The sequence below is a fragment of the Variovorax sp. CF079 genome (assembly GCF_900101545.1).
Taxonomy (GTDB): Bacteria; Pseudomonadota; Gammaproteobacteria; order Burkholderiales; family Burkholderiaceae_C; genus Variovorax.
On sequence record NZ_FMZU01000024.1, the window covers coordinates 66,111 to 82,700 of the forward strand.

At 66.2% G+C, this 16,590-nt stretch carries 20 protein-coding genes; 8 read left to right on the forward strand and 12 right to left on the reverse strand.

Annotated elements, in window-relative coordinates; all coding sequences use genetic code 11:
• Nucleotides 1–4: 4 nt before the first annotated feature.
• Nucleotides 5–163, reverse strand: a complete 159-nt coding sequence (locus BLS74_RS34590) for a hypothetical protein (RefSeq protein WP_170855733.1) — start codon at nt 161–163, stop codon at nt 5–7.
• Between the two features lie 30 nt (nt 164–193).
• Between BLS74_RS34590 and BLS74_RS34595 the strand changes: the two genes are divergently transcribed.
• Nucleotides 194–343 carry a hypothetical protein gene (locus tag BLS74_RS34595; protein WP_170855734.1) on the forward strand — a complete coding sequence of 50 codons (150 nt, stop codon included), beginning with the start codon at nt 194–196 and terminating at the stop codon, nt 341–343.
• Here the strand turns inward: BLS74_RS34595 and BLS74_RS27620 are convergent.
• On the reverse strand, nt 337–1,065 hold the full coding sequence (locus BLS74_RS27620; RefSeq protein WP_093110333.1) for a Crp/Fnr family transcriptional regulator: 729 nt from the start codon (nt 1,063–1,065) through the stop codon (nt 337–339). The two genes, BLS74_RS34595 and BLS74_RS27620, sit on opposite strands and share 7 nt — an antisense overlap.
• 137 nt (nt 1,066–1,202) lie before the next feature.
• Between BLS74_RS27620 and BLS74_RS27625 the strand changes: the two genes are divergently transcribed.
• Both BLS74_RS27625 and BLS74_RS27630 read left to right on the forward strand, forming a co-directional pair.
• Nucleotides 1,203–2,078, forward strand: coding sequence for a Rossmann-fold NAD(P)-binding domain-containing protein (locus BLS74_RS27625; protein ID WP_170855735.1), 876 nt, complete (start codon nt 1,203–1,205; stop codon nt 2,076–2,078).
• A gap of 33 nt (nt 2,079–2,111) precedes the next feature.
• Nucleotides 2,112–2,612, forward strand: coding sequence for a universal stress protein (locus BLS74_RS27630; protein WP_093110335.1), 501 nt, complete (start codon nt 2,112–2,114; stop codon nt 2,610–2,612).
• A gap of 520 nt (nt 2,613–3,132) precedes the next feature.
• Here the strand turns inward: BLS74_RS27630 and BLS74_RS34030 are convergent.
• The 3 genes from BLS74_RS34030 to BLS74_RS27640 form a co-directional block, all read right to left on the reverse strand.
• On the reverse strand, nt 3,133–3,315 hold the full coding sequence (locus BLS74_RS34030; RefSeq protein WP_139191756.1) for a hypothetical protein: 183 nt from the start codon (nt 3,313–3,315) through the stop codon (nt 3,133–3,135).
• A 176-nt stretch (nt 3,316–3,491) separates the two neighbouring features.
• A complete protein-coding gene (locus tag BLS74_RS27635; RefSeq protein ID WP_093110336.1) occupies nt 3,492–3,965 on the reverse strand; it encodes a pyridoxamine 5'-phosphate oxidase family protein in 474 nt (157 codons plus the stop codon).
• Between the two features lie 46 nt (nt 3,966–4,011).
• The gene (locus tag BLS74_RS27640) at nt 4,012–4,389 is read right to left on the reverse strand and encodes a YbaN family protein (protein WP_244504029.1); all 378 of its coding nucleotides are present in this window, start codon (nt 4,387–4,389) and stop codon (nt 4,012–4,014) included.
• 273 nt (nt 4,390–4,662) lie between these two features.
• Between BLS74_RS27640 and BLS74_RS27645 the strand changes: the two genes are divergently transcribed.
• From BLS74_RS27645 to BLS74_RS27665, 5 genes are read left to right on the forward strand one after another with little or no spacing between them, the layout of a single operon-like run.
• The gene (locus tag BLS74_RS27645; RefSeq protein ID WP_139191757.1) at nt 4,663–4,929 is read left to right on the forward strand and encodes a hypothetical protein; all 267 of its coding nucleotides are present in this window, start codon (nt 4,663–4,665) and stop codon (nt 4,927–4,929) included.
• Nucleotides 4,916–5,359 carry a group III truncated hemoglobin gene (locus BLS74_RS27650; protein WP_093110339.1) on the forward strand — a complete coding sequence of 148 codons (444 nt, stop codon included), beginning with the start codon at nt 4,916–4,918 and terminating at the stop codon, nt 5,357–5,359. Before BLS74_RS27645 ends, BLS74_RS27650 begins: the two co-directional genes overlap by 14 nt.
• Nucleotides 5,356–6,000 carry a hemerythrin domain-containing protein gene (locus BLS74_RS27655; RefSeq protein WP_093110340.1) on the forward strand — a complete coding sequence of 215 codons (645 nt, stop codon included), beginning with the start codon at nt 5,356–5,358 and terminating at the stop codon, nt 5,998–6,000. The genes BLS74_RS27650 and BLS74_RS27655 overlap by 4 nt, the downstream gene beginning before the upstream one ends.
• 30 nt (nt 6,001–6,030) lie before the next feature.
• Complete coding sequence (locus BLS74_RS27660; RefSeq protein ID WP_212733709.1) at nt 6,031–6,420, forward strand: cupin domain-containing protein; 390 nt, start codon at nt 6,031–6,033, stop codon at nt 6,418–6,420.
• Entirely contained in the window at nt 6,417–6,818 is a 402-nt protein-coding gene (locus tag BLS74_RS27665; protein ID WP_093110341.1) for a ribonucleotide reductase subunit alpha, read from the forward strand. The genes BLS74_RS27660 and BLS74_RS27665 overlap by 4 nt, the downstream gene beginning before the upstream one ends.
• 23 nt (nt 6,819–6,841) lie before the next feature.
• Here the strand turns inward: BLS74_RS27665 and BLS74_RS27670 are convergent, their stop codons facing one another.
• The 7 genes from BLS74_RS27670 to BLS74_RS27700 form a co-directional block, all read right to left on the reverse strand.
• Nucleotides 6,842–8,050: an NAD(P)H-dependent flavin oxidoreductase gene (locus BLS74_RS27670; protein WP_093110387.1), complete on the reverse strand. Its 1,209-nt coding sequence runs from the start codon at nt 8,048–8,050 to the stop codon at nt 6,842–6,844.
• Nucleotides 8,051–8,207: 157 nt separating this feature from the next.
• Nucleotides 8,208–8,936 carry a carbonic anhydrase gene (locus tag BLS74_RS27675; protein ID WP_093110342.1) on the reverse strand — a complete coding sequence of 243 codons (729 nt, stop codon included), beginning with the start codon at nt 8,934–8,936 and terminating at the stop codon, nt 8,208–8,210.
• Nucleotides 8,937–8,955: 19 nt separating this feature from the next.
• On the reverse strand, nt 8,956–9,780 hold the full coding sequence (locus BLS74_RS27680) for a peptidylprolyl isomerase (RefSeq protein ID WP_093110343.1): 825 nt from the start codon (nt 9,778–9,780) through the stop codon (nt 8,956–8,958).
• 20 nt (nt 9,781–9,800) lie between these two features.
• Complete coding sequence (gene narI, locus BLS74_RS27685) at nt 9,801–10,535, reverse strand: respiratory nitrate reductase subunit gamma (protein ID WP_093110344.1); 735 nt, start codon at nt 10,533–10,535, stop codon at nt 9,801–9,803.
• Nucleotides 10,532–11,227, reverse strand: coding sequence for a nitrate reductase molybdenum cofactor assembly chaperone (narJ, locus tag BLS74_RS27690; RefSeq protein WP_212733710.1), 696 nt, complete (start codon nt 11,225–11,227; stop codon nt 10,532–10,534). Before narJ ends, narI begins: the two co-directional genes overlap by 4 nt.
• A gap of 2 nt (nt 11,228–11,229) precedes the next feature.
• Entirely contained in the window at nt 11,230–12,762 is a 1,533-nt protein-coding gene (narH, locus tag BLS74_RS27695; protein ID WP_093110345.1) for a nitrate reductase subunit beta, read from the reverse strand.
• Entirely contained in the window at nt 12,759–16,577 is a 3,819-nt protein-coding gene (locus BLS74_RS27700) for a nitrate reductase subunit alpha (RefSeq protein WP_093110346.1), read from the reverse strand. Before BLS74_RS27700 ends, narH begins: the two co-directional genes overlap by 4 nt.
• Between the last annotated feature and the right edge of the window lie 13 nt (nt 16,578–16,590).

A 16,590-nucleotide genomic window follows, 5' to 3' on the forward strand; every position in this document is an offset into this window, starting at 1 on the left:
CCGTTCAAAAACGTTTGCCGCATTCGCCAGTCACGCTGTCTCCGGACGACGATCCGGGTTGTGAAGGAATGGCGCGGTCGCGCCTCCACGGGAAACCGAAATTGACAAGCGCCGCCTCATGGATGCGCTCGCAATACGGACCTTCACCGCGGTAGAGCGCCATTTTCCGATCTCGAGCTTGTAGACACGTTCTGTGCGCACGCGGCTGCCCAGCCTGCCGATGCTGCTGATGTTCGGCTATTCGAGCGGACTGCTCGACGAGCCGCTGGGCTGGGACCTGCCGCGCAAGCCCTACACGCGCAGCGAACTCGAGCGTGCGCGGGTCCTGAGCGCTGCTCAGTGAAGCGCCACGACGCTCGGCGGCGCGACGGCGCGCATGAAGCCCGTCAGCGCCTCCACCTGCGGGATATGGATGTCGCGCCGACCCTTCTCGGTGAAACGGATCACGTCGCCACGCGCCAGTCGCGACAGCGCACGGCTCACGCTCTCCAGCGTCATGCCGAGGTAGTTGCCGATCTCGGCGCGCGTCATGCGCAGCGTGATCTGGTCGGTGCGCAGGCCGCGCTGTGCGAGCGCGTCGGCCCAGTAGCGCAGGAAACCGGCCACGCGGGCGTCGGCGGGCAGCGTGCACAAGGACAGCATCGAATCGTGATCGCGCGTGAGTTCGCGGCTCATGGCCTCATGCAGCGCGGTCAGCAGCGCGGGCGTGCGAAGGGCTGCCTGCAGCAGCGCGTCGTAGCGGATGGCCCAGACCTCGCCAGTGTCCATCGCGACCGCGTCACAGCCGTACTGGCCCGCCGCGATGCCGTCGAGGCCCAGCCAGTCGCCCTTGAAGTGCAGGCCGACCACCTGTTCGCGCCCCTCCCCGGAGAGGTTGACCATCTTGAAGAAGCCCGAGTTCACGACGTAGAGGCAGCCGAACTTCTGTCCCACCTGGTAGACCGTGTCGCCTGCGCGGACGATGCGCCGCTGGATCGGCAGGCTGTCCTGCAGCAGTTGCAGCATGTCGGAGATGCGCCGGACGGCACGCCGGTTGTCTTGGGGAGCGCATGTCGCTTCGGTCATCACTTGTTCCTCGCAGATCGATGGCTTGAAGCTTAGAAGGCCACTGCAACAGCAGCGCCAATGCGGTCGCCCCCTCGGTAACAGTGGGTGAATGCTTGGTATCCGGCCGGTATCGACGGCTGCAGGATGACGGATTGTTGACGGCGATCAAGGCCTCGATCGCAGCAGGCAATACCTTCGCTGATGTGGAATCCGTTCTCTCCATTCCTTCTCACCGCGGGTGCGCCGGCGAGCCGCCGGCCGCGGAAGACATCCTGGCGATCTTTGCGGCCGCCCGGCGCCTGCGTGAGGACGCCCGAGCTGGCACGATCGGCAAGCCGCTGCACGGCAAGAACCTGGCGCTGCTGCTCGACACCCCGCCCGGCGAGGAGACGTCGGCCCTCCATCGCGCCGCGCAGGAACTGGGCGCGCGGGTTTCCGAAGTCCGGTTCACCGATCCCGCCGGCTCGGCGTCGGCAAAGGACGATCTTCGCGGCCTGGCCCGGATGCTGGGGCGCATGTACGACGCCATCGACTGCGGAACGCTGGCTCCGGCCTCCGTGCGCCAGATCGAGCAGGAGGCGGGCGTCCCGGTCTACGAGGGACTGGGCCTGGACCATCATCCGGCAAAGGCGCTGGCGGATCTCATGACGCTCTGCGAGCATCGGCCTGCGCCAGGCGCATCGATCCGGTTCCTCGGCGACCCCACGACGGCGCGGGCACGCGCCTTCCTGCCGGCTGCGCGGGCGATGGGCTTCGAGATGCGCACCGAAGAACGCCCGCAAGCGGGATCGGAGGACGCGACCTTCGTGGTCGATGCGACCCATGGTCCCCACTGGTCGCTGTGCGGGCCGGCCGGCCCGCTGGACGTGCTTCGGTGTTCGGAAAACCATCGCTGCATGATGCAAACCGAACTGCTCGAGACGATCGTCAAAGTCAATTCGGGCGCGCTCGCGGCGGCCCGGACTCAGGGGTCCTCCCGCGCCGGTTCTTGCGCCATATCAAGGCACGAATCCTCGCTCCTTCGATACTGATGGCTCCTTCACCTCGCTCAAGAGGAACTCGCCATGCACAAACGGATTCTGGTTCTCATCGACGGGAGTCCGGCTTCCAAAAGAAGCTTGGACGAGGCCATCGATATCGCAAGGACCACCAGGGGCCTGCTGCGGCTGGTTCACGTGGTGGACGATCTCTCGCTCGCACGCAGATCCACCGACACGGACACCTGGCTGGGTACGCTGCACAATTGGGGACGGGAGATCCTTGAAGCAGCGAAAAAAGCTGCCGAGGCTCGCGGCGTGCATGCGGATGTGATGCTGTACAGCGACTTTGCCACACCCCTCGCCGACGCTGTCGCATACGAAGCAAGAATGTGGCCGGCAGACCTCATTGTTCTGAGCACGCCTGGGCGTTGCGGGCGGTGGGCGATGGGCAGCGATGCAGAGCGCTTCCTGCGAACGTCAACAGTTCCCGTGATGCTGGTTCCCGAGCCGGTCGAAGAAACTGTCGACAAGCGCTCCTCGACAAGGCAACAGACAGCTCTCGCGCCAGCGCTTGCATTCGAGTGACGAGACCGATGGCTGGCTCGACTGTCTCAGCCCCGGCGTACCGTTTCACCTTCACTGCCGTCTGGTTGCACTTCCCGTCGGTGCGACACCGCGCGTTGCGACCGCTCGGAACCTTCTGACCTTCGGCTGCAGGCCCAACACCGGACGTTCCCGCCTCCTTGCCGATGCGACGTGACAACATGGATGAACTGCCGAGCGCGTGCACGCGGACATCGAGAAGATACGTACAACAAGGCCTGGAGTGGTGCCGGCCCCGCAGACAGATTGGGAGGCAAGTACCTGGGTCCTCGCCGTCCATAGGCGACGCCTGCTATGCGGCGTCGCTGTGCACCCGCCGGGTGAGTTCGCTCACCTGCATGAAGCAGCTCGGGTGTCCAGCGGTGCGCTCGTAGCGTGCGCCGGAGGCTCTGCCGTCGCGCTGCACGCGCACGTCAGCCACCGCGTTGGCTCATCAGCGACTGCAGCGGCCCGCCCTTGACGCTTTTGGGTGGCGCCAGCTCCTGGTGCGCTTGAGCCGGTGTCAACCAGGTGCATGAAACCGCATCTGGTGACGCCGGCCGATCTCCGGGATCTTGCTGTGGTCTGACGGAGATTTGACCTCCCGATCGATCTCCCTGAAAAATCCCTCGGCCGTGGCCGGCACATCCAGCACGAGGACACGAGCTGGCTCGGGCAGCGCACCCTTGAACGCATGCAGCAGCACCTGGCACTACTACCGGTTTCACTTTGGCTTCACTCTGAAGGAGACGATCGACAGTGCTCAACTGTCCATACGGCTCGCGCTTGAAGATATCGGCGCGTGACCTAAAAGCGCTAGACCTCCGCTGAGGCTGGCTTCAGTAAAGCGACGGGCCTTGAAGGTCGGCCCAAGGCCGAATTTCATCCCTTTCCGCAGCGAACGCTAGGCCATGAGCAGTGCAGCGTTGCGACTCTTCGATCGTTCGATCGTTCGATCGTTCTGATGTAGTCCGTGATGTCGATCGCCGGCATCTCCAATGCCTTGCGACGATCTCGCTCCGGCAAGGTATCGCGCACGAAGTCGATCTGCTTCCAGTTGGGAAACGGCGTTTCCCGCCCTGGCGCGGGCACGAACGGCGAACGCGAGACTCGCTGAAGCTTGGGGATGTACCGAGGACAGTTCAGGAAGATCTCGCTGACGGCAACCCGGACCACGAACTGGGCTTGCGGGTACTCGGAGATCAACGGGTCATCCCTCATCACGGACGCCTCACCGCTGATCCGCAGACGGTTGGGCTTCTCGAAGTCGATGAACAGGATGCCGACCTTCGGATTGGCCAACACGTTGCCCATGGACAGGTACATGCCGTTCCCCAAGCCCGCATTGACGTACATCAATCGTTGCCGTCGGCAGACCGCGCCACCGCTGCGGCCAACGCGTTCACGGCTCGGGTCGTTTCCACAGCCAGATCGCAATCACCGCCATGAGGAGCGGCGCGGCGACCTTCACAACGATCGGCGCGTTGGTGACGAGCAGCACGGCCGTACTAAAGAACATCATCCAACTCGCGGCCCACTTCGCGCGGCGTGACACCGCACCCTCCTGTCGCCAGCGCCGGATGGACTCGCCGTAGCGCGGGTGGTCGAGTAGCCAATGCTCAAGCGCAGGCCAGCCGCGTCCGCCCGCCCAGGCGGCCGCAAGCAGAAATGGCACCGTCGGCAGAACGGGTAGAAAGACGCCGAGCAGGCCCAGAGCGACAAGTACCAAGGCCAACACCCGCCAGAGCAGCCTTGCGATGGCACCTTCGAGCCGCTTCAACGAGCGAGCCCTCTGGAGCGATCTGCCGGGAACTGCGAAGGAGGCATCTGCGAATGGTAGGTCAATCGCCCGTCGATATTGGCTGCTTGCCCGCCTCGGCATGCAGCTGAGCGTGATCTGCGGCGGCGCGATCCACCCATGGCCGATTCGATCCGCACAGCGGATGCCCGGCAGAAAGCTTGCTTCAAATCAAAGACGCGACGGCTTGGCCGCGCTAGGCTTGCATGCCGGTGCTGAACAGCCCGCCAGGATTCAAGGAGGTGTGGGATGTGCATGGAAATATGGCTGAGGATTGCGAACGCGCAGCTTCCATTCACGACAGCCAGCCCGTCCCAGATCGACAAGGTCCGACTGCTGGAAGCGGCGGGCTACGTCAAGGCATTCATTCCGCCAGTGCACATCGACCCTGACGACTGCACAAGGCAGGACCCGACCAAGGTCTTCGAGGTCACCGCCCGCGGCCGGCAAGCGCTGAACCAGGGTTCCATCGCGCACGATCTCCCATTCGAACGCGGCGAGTTCCATCATGCCGGATCCTGACCTTTGTACCGAAGAGGACGTCGTCCGCCTGGTCCATACCTTCTATTCGAAGCTGCGCAACGACGCGATGCTCGCTCCGATCTTCGAATCGCGTATCGTCGACTGGGACCAGCACCTGGCGAAGATGGTGGACTTCTGGTCGTCTGCCCTGAGAGGCACCGCCCGCTACAGGGGCGCGCCAATGCCCAAGCATGTTGCATTGCCGGGGCTCACGACGCAGCTGTTCCACCGCTGGCTCGCACTGTTTCGCGATACCACGCAGGCATTGGGCAACGCAGATCTCCAGGAACGGGCCGACGACCTCGCACACCGCATTGCCGGGAGCCTCTGGTATGGATATCAGGCGCGGCATGGCGCCGACCATCCGGCCGTGGGTTGCGGGCTCGCGGCAGATCGCCACAGTCGGAACACTAGGGAGACCGCGCCATGACGCACACCAGCCTGACCATCATCTGTCGCGAACATCGGGCGCTGTCGGCCATGCTGCGCTCGATCACCCTGCTACTCGGCCAACACCGGCGGCGGGGCACCCTGCCCGACTTCGATGCGCTGCAGGCCATGCTGTTCTACGTCGACGAGTTCCCGGAGAAGCTGCACCACCCCAAGGAGAGCCGCCTGCTCTTTCCCAAGCTGCGCGGGCGCAACGCGCAGACCGACGCCGTGCTCGACCGCCTTGACCGCGACCATGCGCGTGGCGAGCAGGCGATCCGCGAACTCGAACACGCGCTGCTCGGATTTCGGATGATGAGTGGGACCGATCAGTGCGAAGCCCGCCGGGATAAGTTCGAGACCTTGATGAAGCAGTACGCCGACTTCTATCTCGACCACATGCACGTCGAGGAAGCCGAGATCCTGCCGCTGGCCGAGACCGTGCTCAGTGCCGACGAATGGGCCGAACTCGACGCGGCGTTCCTGATGAACCGCGACCCGCTCGCAGGCTACGAGGCCGACGAGGCCTACGGGCCGCTTTTCAAGAAGATCGTCGGCGCGCTACAGAATTCGGGCGGTGTCGGCTCGGTGCTCGAAGCCTTCGCGGGCGCCGCGCTGCCGACGTTCTCGCCGCGCCATTGACAATACACCGTGCGCCCTTGAGAAGATTCCATGGCCCTTGCGCATGCCCGAGCCCTCGACGTGATCGACATCAACCCGATGGGCGACCAATTGCCCAGGGCCGTCATGACCAGCCTGATCAAGACGCCCGCCTTGCAGCTCATGCGCATGGTCTTGCGCGCTGGCGCGGACGTACCGCAGCACAGTGTGTCCGGCACGATCACCGTGCAGTGCCTGGAAGGCGAAGCGACAGTCAGGACGCCCTCGCGCGCTTGCCATCTCGCCGCCGGCCGCCTGGTGGTGCTCGAGGGAGGCGAACCGCACGCGGTGCACGCGTTGACGGACGCTTCGTTGCTGGTCACGATCCTCCTGCACACGGGGCAACCGGCCGTCCGGGGCCAGCGCCTCACCCATTTCCCGGACGCCGAAAGCCCGCCATGATTTCAAGCTTCGACGACCTGCTGCGTTTTGCGCGCGCACAGGCACAGCCGCAGCGTCTGCTGTTCGTCTTCGCAGCCGCAGGCCTGCCGGACGACGCGACGCCCGAGCAGCGCGAGCGTTTCCAGTCCGGTCAAGGCGGCACGCTGACGCCGCTGATGTGCGTGGACAAGACGCCCGATGAGCTGGGCACTTTCGAGGCGCTGCGCGAAGAGTCGCAGCAGTTCGGCCAGGCCTGGGACCTCGTGTTCGCCGCCGCGATGTCGGGCAGCGCGGGCCGCGGGCCGACCAGCGCCCAGGCCGAAGTGCCGCTGCAGCGCATGGTCGAGTCGATCAAGTCCGGCGGTATCGCCGGCTTCATCGCCTTTGACGGCGCAGGCCAGCCGGTGCAGCTCGAATGAGAGAGCGCTGTCGCTCCGCCCGCTCAGGACGCGTTGACGCCGAGCGAGGGCGCGGCCTCGTGCGGCGTCAACAGCCGAGCCAGCAGCTCGCGCACGCTGCGGATCTGGTCGCCGAACGGAAGCGCGCCCACGCCGCGGAAGAACAAGCCCTTCTTCACGTCGCCGCGCAGGGCGGCCGCCAACTGAGTGTCGATGCAGAACTGGCCCCAGCCGGCCAGCCCGTCGCGCAACCCGCATTGCGCCAGGCAGTCGAAGGCGAGCGTGCAGCGCGGCTTGACATGCGCCACGCTCTGCAGCTTCGCCTCGGCCTTCAGGTAGCCTTTCAGCCACCGGGTTGCCACGGCGCGCGCGGGCAGGCCGGCCACGCTCGTGAACTCGACCATGTCCTCCTCGCGCGCCTGCGCCAGCACGCGCTTGAATTCGGGGTGCGCGTCGCACTCCTGCGTGACGGCAAAGGGCGTGCCGAGCTGCACGGCGGCGGCGCCCAGCGCCTGCACGCGCGCGATATCTTCGAAGCGGCGGATGCCACCGGCCGCGATCAGCGGGATCTCCTTCTCGATTCCCGCCGCGCGCAGGAATGTGAGCGTTTGCGGGATGACGTTCTCGAAGTCGAAGCGCGGGTCGGCCAGATCGGCGATCTTCGCGGCGCCGAGGTGGCCGCCAGCGAGCCGCGGGTGTTCGATCACGATCGCGTCGGGCAGGCGCTTTCTGCGCTCCCACTTGCGAACCAGCAGCTGCACGCCGCGCGCATCCGACAGGATGGGCACGAGCAGCGCGCGGGGGTGGTCCTGCGCGAGCTCGGGCAGGTCGAGCGGCAAGCCGGCGCCGACCACCACCGCATCGATCCCGCATTCGAGCGCGCGCGTCACCGAGGGAGCGTACTCGCCCACCGCGCGCATCACGTTGATGGCGAGCAGGCCGCGCCCGCCCGAGCGCTCGCGCGCGGCACGGATCTCGCGCGCCAGCGCTTCGAGATTGGCTGCGTTGATGGCTTCCTTGGCATGGCGCGTGGCGGCCTCTCCCGGCTGCAGGTCGCGCGTGCGCTCCATCAGGTCCGGATGGTGGCGGCGCAGGTCGACGGACGAGATCGTGCCCATGGCGCCGAGCGCGGCGACGCTGCCGGCGAGGCGATGCGCCGACACGCCGACACCCATGCCGCCCTGGACGATTGGCAGAAGGGTTCGCTCACCCAGACGCAGCGGTCTCAGGCCGCATTCGCGCAGCAACGCCATCAGGTGATCGGCGGTGTCGGCGGTGTCGGCGGTATCAGGGATCGGCTCGAGGTGGGTGGCAGTGGTCATTGCGGCCGCGGCAAAGCGCGTGCGCGCCGCGTGTGTGTTGAAACCCCTGCACGGTAGTGCTTCGCTGCGAACGTGGTGTTGACGAAGGTCAACCTTGCGCCGCGCCGCGCCGCGCCGGCGCCAGTGCTTCGTCGATCTCGTTGAAGATGCTGGTGCCGCTGCCATCGTCGACCGGCGCGTGGTCGAACGGGCCGGTGCCGCTGTGGTCGGCGTCGGACGCCGGCACGAAGCTTCCGCTGCGCAGGTCGAAGACATGGACCTCACCCTCCTCGATCACATAGTGCCAGCCGTGCAGCGCGAGCCGGCCCGACTCGACGCGCTCGCGCACCATCGGGTAGCCCATCAGTCGTTCCAGCTGCAACACGACGCAGCGCTGCTCGGTGCGACGCAGCGCCTCGGGCGTCACCCGCACCGGCAGCACGGCCTCGCGCGCGAGGTCGAGCCAGGCCGCGAGGTTGATCGCCTGCGGCACGTTCTCCTCGTACAGCGCCCGGATGCCGCCGCAATGGCTATGGCCACAGACGACGATGCGCTCGACGCCCAGCCGGAGCACGGCGAACTCGATCGCGGCGGCCGTTCCGTGGTAGCCGGCGGAGCCATCGTGCGGCGGCACCAGCGCGCCGACGTTGCGGACGATGAACAGCTCGCCGGGCCCGGTGCCGGTCAGCAGGTAGGGCACGAGGCGCGAATCGGAACAGCCGATGAACAGGATGTTCGGATGCTGGCCGTCGCGCACCAGGCTTTGGAAGCGGTCCTGCACACCGGGAAAATAGTCGTCGTGGAAGCGCCGGAGTCGCTGCAGCAGGTCGTCGGGCATCGCGCACTGCCTGCGGCGACTACTGGACCAGCGGCGTCTCGGCCGCATCGAGGTCCACGCCCTCGACCGTGGCCTGGCCGGCCAGCAGCTGAAGGCACTGGCGCAGGGCCGTCACATAGGTCTGCTGGCGCAGCGCCATCGCGACCGCGCCGCGCACCGACTCGAAGGGCTGCGGCTCGCCGCCCTCGCGCTCCAGCACCTCCACCACGTGCAGGCCGAAGCGACTGTGCACCAGGCGCGGCAGAACGCCGACCTCGACATGACCGAAGATCTCCCGAGCGAACTCGGGGGCGCAGTCGGCCGGTGTCAGCCACCCCAGCTCACCCCCCTGCTCACCGCTCGGACAGTTGGACAGCTCGCGGGCGGCCCGCTCGAAGCCGGCGCTGGCGCCGCCATTCGCTTTGCCGTCGTGGCAGCGGACATCGAGCAGACAGGCCTCTGCGCGGTTGCGCAATGCCACCACGTCCATGCCCGGCGTCACTGCGAACAGGACATGCCGCATGCGCACGCGCTGTCCCGTCCGGTAGCGCGCCGGGTGCGCCGCATGGTGGCGCCGGCAGGCTTCCTCGGACGGCTCGGGCAACTGCAGTTCGCGTTCCAGCCAGGCGTCGATGGCCTGGGAGGCGGCCTCGCTGAGCACGCCGTCGCCGGGCGCCGCGTCCGTGGATGGCAGCAGTCCGCCCTGGATGGCTGCCTGACGCAGCAACTCGGAACACGCGCGCTGACGCAGGTCCTCGATCGACAGGGCTTCGGCCGCGCCGTGGAGGGCCACGCCATTGATGCGCGCCACCCGGGGCGCGATGGCGTGGGGCGCGGCGCCGGGATTGACAGTATCGACATTCATGAAGGTATTTCTCCTGGAGCTCATGCGCCGGCGCGGGGCTCACGCGGCTGGTTGTGGCCGGCCGGCACGTTCAGCCGGCGGCTGCGCACGACCTGGTGTGATCGGAACAGGAATCGGACCGTCCCGAAGCCACTCCACACATGCACCAGCCGGCTGAACGGGAACAGCAGGAAGATCGTCATGCCGAACACGATGTGGAACTGGTAGGGCCACGGCAGGGCGGCCAGCGCCGTGGCATCCACCGGCCGCAGTGTGACGATGCGCTGCGCCCAGTCCGCCAGGATCAGCATCACGCTGCCGTCGGCATGCTGCCAGGAGAACGGCAGTGTGATCAGCCCGACCACGAGCTGGACCCACAGCACCACCAGCACCGCGATGTCCGTGGGATGGCTGGTGAGGCGGATGCGCGGATCGAACACGCGCCGGTGCAGCAGCAGCGTCAGGCCGACGAAGCACAGCGCGCCCGCGATGCCGCCTGCCACGACGGCCAGCATCTGCTTGGTCGCCGCACTCATGAAGATGCCGTAGACGCTGTGCGGCGTGAACAGCCCGACCATGTGACCGAAGAACAGGAACAGGACGCCGAAGTGGAACAGGTTGCTGCCCCAGCGCAGGCTGCCGGCCCGCAGCATCTGGGAAGAGTCGCTCTTCCAGCTGTACTGGCTCTGGTCGAAGCGAATCAGGCTGCCTATCACGAACACCATGAAGCAGACATATGGATAGACCTGGAAGAGAAAACCATATACACCTGTCATGACGATGCTCCTTGTGTCACGTGGCTCTTACGCACGATGTGAATGGGTTGCGCCTGGCCAGGCTTGGCCTGGCCCTTCGACGAGCAGCCATCGAATACGACCGGTTCGGCCCAGCTCTCGTCGAGCGCCTCCTCGGCCGGCGGCTTGACCGGTTGCGCCTTCTCGCCGGCCAGTTCGAGCAGCGCGCCGAGCACGCTCGCGTAGGGACTGTTGCGGTGCTGCAGTGCGCCGAAGATGGCATTCAGGATGTGCGCCATCTCACCGAGGAAGGCCCGCGCCTCGCGCACCGGTTGCGTGGAGACAAACTCCAGCACCACCGGCAAGTAGTCGGGCAGCTCGCCCTCGGCCAGGATCAGGCCGGCCTTCTCGTAGGTCTGCCCGAGGTCGATCATTGCCGGGCCGCGCTCGCGCGAATCGCCGTGCACATGCTCGAACAGGTGCAAGGAGGTGCCACGACCCCGGTCGAACAGCTCGACATAGTCGGATTCAGCCTCCAGGGCGTCGGCACGCCACAGCATGTCCATCAGCGCATCGAGCTCGGCAAGGCGCGAAGGCGACAGCGCACGCTCGTCCTGCAGCAGCTCGCGCATCTCCGGCAGATCGCTGCGCAGCCGCCCATCGGGGTAGCCGAGCACCGCCGCGAGCACGCGCAGGCTCTTCGTCATCGGGCGCTGGGAGTTCAGTGCGAACATGGTCAAACCTCCGCCCGGATGGGAATCGTGCGCTTCTTCTCGCTGCCGAACAGGCTGACTTCGCTGGTGCCTTCCGAACATCCGTTGCCGAACGTGAAGCCACAACCGCCGCGCACATTGAAGGTGTTCTCCGCGTACTCGCGATGCGTCGTGGGGATCACAAAGCGGTCTTCGTAGTTGGCGATCGCCATCACCTGGTACATCTCCTCGACCTCCGCCTGGCTGAGGCCGACCTGCGCGAGTACCGCATGGTTGATGCGCCCGTCAACATGCTTCTCGCGCTGGTAGGCGCGCATGGCCAGCATGCGTTCGAGCGCCTTCACGACGGGCACGGTGTCGCCGGCGGTCAGCAGGTTGGCCAGGTACTTGACCGGAATGCGAAGCTGGTTGACGTCGGGGATCTCGCCGTTGCTGCCCACATGCCCCGCGTTGGCCGCGGCGCTGATCGGCGAAAGCGGCGGCACGTACCAGACCATCGGCAAAGTGCGGTATTCGGGATGCAGCGGCAATGCCACCTTCCATTCCACCGCCATCTTGTAGACCGGGCTATTGCGCGCGGCCTCCATCCACTTGTCGGGGATGCCGTCGAGGCGCGCCTGCGCGATCACCTTCGGGTCGTTCGGGTCGAGGAAGATGCCGAGCTGCGCCTGGTACAGGTCGCGGTCGTGCTCGACGCTGGCGGCCTCCTGGATCCGGTCCGCGTCATACAGCAGCACGCCCAGGTAGCGGATGCGCCCGACACAGGTCTCGCTGCACACGGTCGGCTGGCCGGCCTCGATGCGTGGGTAGCAGAAGATGCACTTCTCGGCCTTGCCGCTCTTCCAGTTGTAGTAGATCTTCTTGTACGGGCAGCCGCTCACGCACATGCGCCAGCCGCGGCACTTGTCCTGGTCGATCAGCACGATGCCGTCTTCCTCGCGCTTGTAGATCGAGCCCGACGGGCACGACGCGACGCACGCCGGGTTCAGGCAGTGCTCGCACAGCCGCGGCAGGTACATCATGAAGGTGTTCTCGAACTGGCCGAGCATGTCCTTCTGCATCTGCTCGAATCCATCCAGATTCTTGTCCTTGCTGCGCCCGGAAAACTCGCCACCGAGAATCTCCTCCCAGTTCGGACCCCACACGATCTTGTCCATCTGCTTGCCGGTGATCAGGCTGCGCGGACGGGCCGTGGGCGTCGCCTTCATCTCCGGCGCCGACTGCAGGTGGCCGTAGTCGAAGGTGAAGGGCTCGTAGTAGTCGTCGATCTCGGGCAGGTTCGGGTTGGCGAAGATGCGCATCAGCAGCTTCCACTTCGCCCCCTGCCGCGGCTCGATCGCGCCGTTGGCCTTGCGCACCCAGCCACCGTTCCACTTGTCCTGGTTCTCCCACTCCTTCGGGTAGCCGATCCCGGGCTTGGTCTCGACATTGTTGAACCAGGCGTACTCCATGCCGGGGCGGCTGGTCCAGACGTTCTTGCAGGTGACGGAACAGGTGTGGCAGCCGATGCACTTGTCCAGGTTGAGCACCATGCCGATCTGTGCGCGGATCTTCATGCGACTTCTCCTTGGGCCTGCACGGGGCGGATCAGTTCATCGGCGACCGGCGTATCCAGCCAGTCGATCCGGTTCATCTTGCGCACCACGACGAACTCGTCGCGGTTGGTGCCGATGGTTCCGTAGTAGTTGAAGCCGTAGCTGAACTGCGCGTAGCCGCCGATCATGTGGGTGGGCTTGAGCACGATCCGAGTCACCGAGTTGTGGATCCCGCCGCGCGCGCCGGTGATCTCGGAGCCCGGCGTGTTCACGATCTTTTCCTGTGCGTGGTACATCATCACCATGCCCGGCTTGACGCGCTGGCTCACCACCGCGCGCGCCGCAATGGCGCCGTTGAGGTTGAACAGCTCTATCCAGTCGTTGTCGACGATGCCGGCGCGCTTCGCGTCGTCCTCGCTGATCCAGACACAGGGCCCGCCACGGCTGAGGGTGAGCATCAGCAGGTTGTCGGTGTAGGTCGAGTGGATGCCCCACTTCTGGTGCGGCGTGATGAAGTTCAGCGCGATCTCGGGGTTGCCGTTCGGCTTGACGCCCTGGATCCCTGCGGTGGTCTTCAGGTCCACCGGCGGGCGGTAGCTGGCAAAGCCCTCGCCGAACGCGATCATCCACGGATGGTCCATGTAGAACTGCTGCCGTCCGGTCAGCGTGCGCCACGGAATCAGCTCGTGCACGTTGGTGTAGCCGGCGTTGTACGAGACGGTCTCGCTCTCGATGCCGCTCCAGGTCGGCGAACTGATGATCTTGCGCGGCTGCGCCTGGATGTCGCGAAAGCGGATCTTCTCGTCCTCCCGGTGGATCGCCAGGTGCGTGTGATCGCGCCCGGTCTGCTTGCCCAGCGCCTGCCAGGCCTTCACCGCCACGTGGCCGTTGGTCTCGGGCGCCAGCATCAGCACCACCTCTGCGGCGTCGATGTCGCTCTCGATCTTCGGCATCCCGCAGGTCACGCCGGGATCGGTGACGAAGCCGGCGAGTTCGCCGAGCTGCCGCACTTCGGTTTGCGTGTTCCAGCCGATGCCCTTGCCGCCGTTGCCGGCCTTTCCCATCAGCGGTCCCAGCGCCGTGAAGCGCTTGTAGACATTGGGGTAGTCGCGCTCGACCACCTGCAGGTTGGGCGCGGTCTTGCCCGGCACCAGCTCGCACTCCCCGCGCTTCCAGTCGCGCACCTCGAAGGGCTGGGCCAGCTCCGAGGGGCTGTCATGCATCAGGGGCGTCAGCACCAGCTCACGCTCGACCCCGAGATGGCCGACGCAGACCTCGCTGAACTTCCTGGCAAAGGCCTTGTAGATGTCCCAGTCGCTGCGCGACTGCCAGGCCGGGTCCACCGCCGTCGAGAGCGGATGGATGAAAGGGTGCATGTCGCTGGTGTTGAGGTCGTTCTTCTCGTACCAGGTGGCCGTCGGCAGCACGATGTCGCTGTAGAGGCAGGTGGTGCTCATGCGGAAGTCGAGCGTCACCAGCAGATCGAGCTTGCCTTCGGGCGCCTTGTCGTGCCACACGACTTCTTCGGGCTTCGCCTCCTCTGCGCCGAGGTCCTTGCCCTGCACGCCGTTGCTGGTGCCGAGCAGGTGCTTGAGGAAGTATTCATGGCCCTTGCCGCTGGAGCCCAGGATGTTGGAGCGCCACACGAACATGTTGCGCGGCCAGTTGTCCGGGTGGTCGGGGTCCGTGCAGCTCATCTTCAGCGAGCCATCCTTCAGCGCGCGGACCGCGTAGTCCTTCGGATCGATGCCGGCAGCCTGCGCCTCGCGCACCACCTGCAGCGGATTGGTCTGCAGCTGCGGCGCGCTGGGCAGCCAGCCCATGCGCTCGGCGCGCACGTTGTAGTCGATCATGCTGCCCGCGTACGCCTTCTTGTCGGCCAGAGGCGAGAGCACTTCTTCCATGCCCAGCTTCTCGTAGCGCCACTGGTCGGTGTGCGCGTAGAAGAAGCTGGTGCTGTTCATCTGGCGCGGCGGGCGGATCCAGTCGAGCGCGAAGGCCAGCGCGGTCCAGCCGGTCTGCGGGCGCAGCTTTTCCTGGCCCACGTAGTGCGACCAGCCACCACCGCTTTTCCCGATGCAGCCGCACATCATGAGCATGTTGATCACGCCGCGGTAGTTCATGTCGCTGTGATACCAGTGGTTCATCGCCGCGCCGATGATCACCATCGATTTGCCCTGCGTCCTGTGCGCGTTCTCGGCGAACTGGCGTGCCACCGTGATCAGCTGCGCGCGCGGGGTGCCGGTGATGCGCTCCTGCCAGGCCGGCGTGTAGGGGGTGTCGTCGTCGAAGCTGCTGGCCGCCAGCTCGCCGCTCAGCCCACGCGCCACGCCGTAGTTCGCCACCTGCAGGTCGAACACGGTCGCCACCAGCGCGTCTCGCTGCTCGCCTGCCTTGCCGAGCGCGATGCGCCTGACCGGCACGGTGCGCACCAGCACCTCGGTCTGCTCGTTGCCGGGGAAATGCTCGCTGACAATGCCGCCGAAATAGGGGAAGCCGACCCGGGCGGTCTCGGTGCTCGGCTGCTCGCCCTCCAGCACCGACAGCCGAAGCTTCACTTCGTTGCCGTGGCGCGCCTCCTTGGCCTCGAGGTTCCACTGCCCTTCGTCCGCGCGTCCGTCAGGCCCCCAGCGGAAGCCGATCGCGCCGTGCGGCAGCACCACCTTGCCCGTCTCGTCGAAGGCGACGGTCTTCCATTCCGGATTGTTGGCCTGGCCGAGCTTGCCGTTGAAGTCCGACGCGCGCACATAGCGGTCGGGCACCATGAGGACTTCGCCGCCTGGGAGCTGGTGTTCCTTGAGCATCACCAGCATCGGCATGTCGGTGTAGCGGCGCACGTAGTCGTCGAAGTAGGCGCTGCGCTCGCGCCCGCCATCGGGAAAGTAGAACTCCTTCAGGATCACATGGCCCATCGCCATCGCCACCGCCGCGTCGGTGCCCTGCTTCGGGTGCATCCAGATGTCCGCCAGCTTGGCGACCTCGGAATAGTCCGGCGTCACCGCCACCGTCTTCGCGCCCTTGTAGCGCACCTCGGTGAAGAAGTGCGCGTCCGGCGTGCGCGTCTGCGGCACGTTGGACCCCCAGGCGATGATGAAGCTGGAGTTGTACCAGTCGGCCGATTCGGGCACGTCGGTCTGCTCGCCCCAGACCTGCGGGCTTGCCGGCGGCAGGTCGCAGTACCAGTCGTAGAAGCTCATGCACACACCGCCGATCAGGCTGAGGTAGCGGCTGCCCGCGGCGTAGCTGATCATCGACATCGCCGGGATCGGCGAGAAGCCGATGATCCGGTCGGGGCCGTGCTTCTTGATCGTGTAGACGTTGGCCGCGGCGACGATCTCATTGACCTCGTCCCACGACGAGCGCACGAAGCCGCCGAGGCCTCGCACCTGCTGGTAGTCGCGCCGCTTGGCATCGTCCTCGACGATCGACGCCCATGCGGCAACCGGGTCGTGCGCAATGCGCGCTTCACGCCAGCTCTTCAGGAGCCTGCCGCGCACCATCGGGTACTTGACGCGGTTCGCGCTGTACAGGTACCAGCTGTAGCTCGCGCCACGCGCGCAGCCGCGCGGCTCGTGGTTGGGCATGTCCCAGCGCGTGCGCGGGTAGTCGGTCTGCTGGGTTTCCCAGGTGACGATGCCGCCCTTGACGTAGATCTTCCACGAGCACGAGCCGGTGCAGTTCACGCCGTGGGTCGAGCGCACGATCTTGTCGTGCGCCCAGCGATTGCGGTAGGCATCTTCCCACGTACGGTCTTCGCCGGTGGTGACGCCGTGGTCGCCGGAGAAGGACTCCCTGGGCTGGCTGAAATAGCTGAGGCGGTCTAGGAAATGGCTCATTGGAGGGTCTCCG

What these genes read in the sequence shown, in the direction of transcription:
- BLS74_RS27650 (WP_093110339.1), top strand. Translation starts at nt 4,916, where the DNA reads ATGCCGGATCCTGACCTTTGTACCGAAGAGGACGTCGTCCGCCTGGTC.
- BLS74_RS27660 (WP_212733709.1), top strand. Translation starts at nt 6,031, where the DNA reads ATGGCCCTTGCGCATGCCCGAGCCCTCGACGTGATCGACATCAACCCG.
- BLS74_RS27700 (WP_093110346.1), bottom strand. Translation starts at nt 16,577, where the DNA reads ATGAGCCATTTCCTAGACCGCCTCAGCTATTTCAGCCAGCCCAGGGAG.
- BLS74_RS27630 (WP_093110335.1), top strand. Translation starts at nt 2,112, where the DNA reads ATGCACAAACGGATTCTGGTTCTCATCGACGGGAGTCCGGCTTCCAAA.
- BLS74_RS27620 (WP_093110333.1), bottom strand. Translation starts at nt 1,065, where the DNA reads ATGACCGAAGCGACATGCGCTCCCCAAGACAACCGGCGTGCCGTCCGG.
- BLS74_RS27655 (WP_093110340.1), top strand. Translation starts at nt 5,356, where the DNA reads ATGACGCACACCAGCCTGACCATCATCTGTCGCGAACATCGGGCGCTG.
- narI (WP_093110344.1), bottom strand. Translation starts at nt 10,535, where the DNA reads ATGACAGGTGTATATGGTTTTCTCTTCCAGGTCTATCCATATGTCTGC.
- BLS74_RS27670 (WP_093110387.1), bottom strand. Translation starts at nt 8,050, where the DNA reads ATGGCGTTGCTGCGCGAATGCGGCCTGAGACCGCTGCGTCTGGGTGAG.
- BLS74_RS27645 (WP_139191757.1), top strand. Translation starts at nt 4,663, where the DNA reads ATGGAAATATGGCTGAGGATTGCGAACGCGCAGCTTCCATTCACGACA.
- BLS74_RS27665 (WP_093110341.1), top strand. Translation starts at nt 6,417, where the DNA reads ATGATTTCAAGCTTCGACGACCTGCTGCGTTTTGCGCGCGCACAGGCA.
- narH (WP_093110345.1), bottom strand. Translation starts at nt 12,762, where the DNA reads ATGAAGATCCGCGCACAGATCGGCATGGTGCTCAACCTGGACAAGTGC.
- BLS74_RS27635 (WP_093110336.1), bottom strand. Translation starts at nt 3,965, where the DNA reads ATGTACGTCAATGCGGGCTTGGGGAACGGCATGTACCTGTCCATGGGC.
- BLS74_RS27675 (WP_093110342.1), bottom strand. Translation starts at nt 8,936, where the DNA reads ATGCCCGACGACCTGCTGCAGCGACTCCGGCGCTTCCACGACGACTAT.
- BLS74_RS27680 (WP_093110343.1), bottom strand. Translation starts at nt 9,780, where the DNA reads ATGAATGTCGATACTGTCAATCCCGGCGCCGCGCCCCACGCCATCGCG.
- narJ (WP_212733710.1), bottom strand. Translation starts at nt 11,227, where the DNA reads ATGTTCGCACTGAACTCCCAGCGCCCGATGACGAAGAGCCTGCGCGTG.
- BLS74_RS34590 (WP_170855733.1), bottom strand. Translation starts at nt 163, where the DNA reads ATGGCGCTCTACCGCGGTGAAGGTCCGTATTGCGAGCGCATCCATGAG.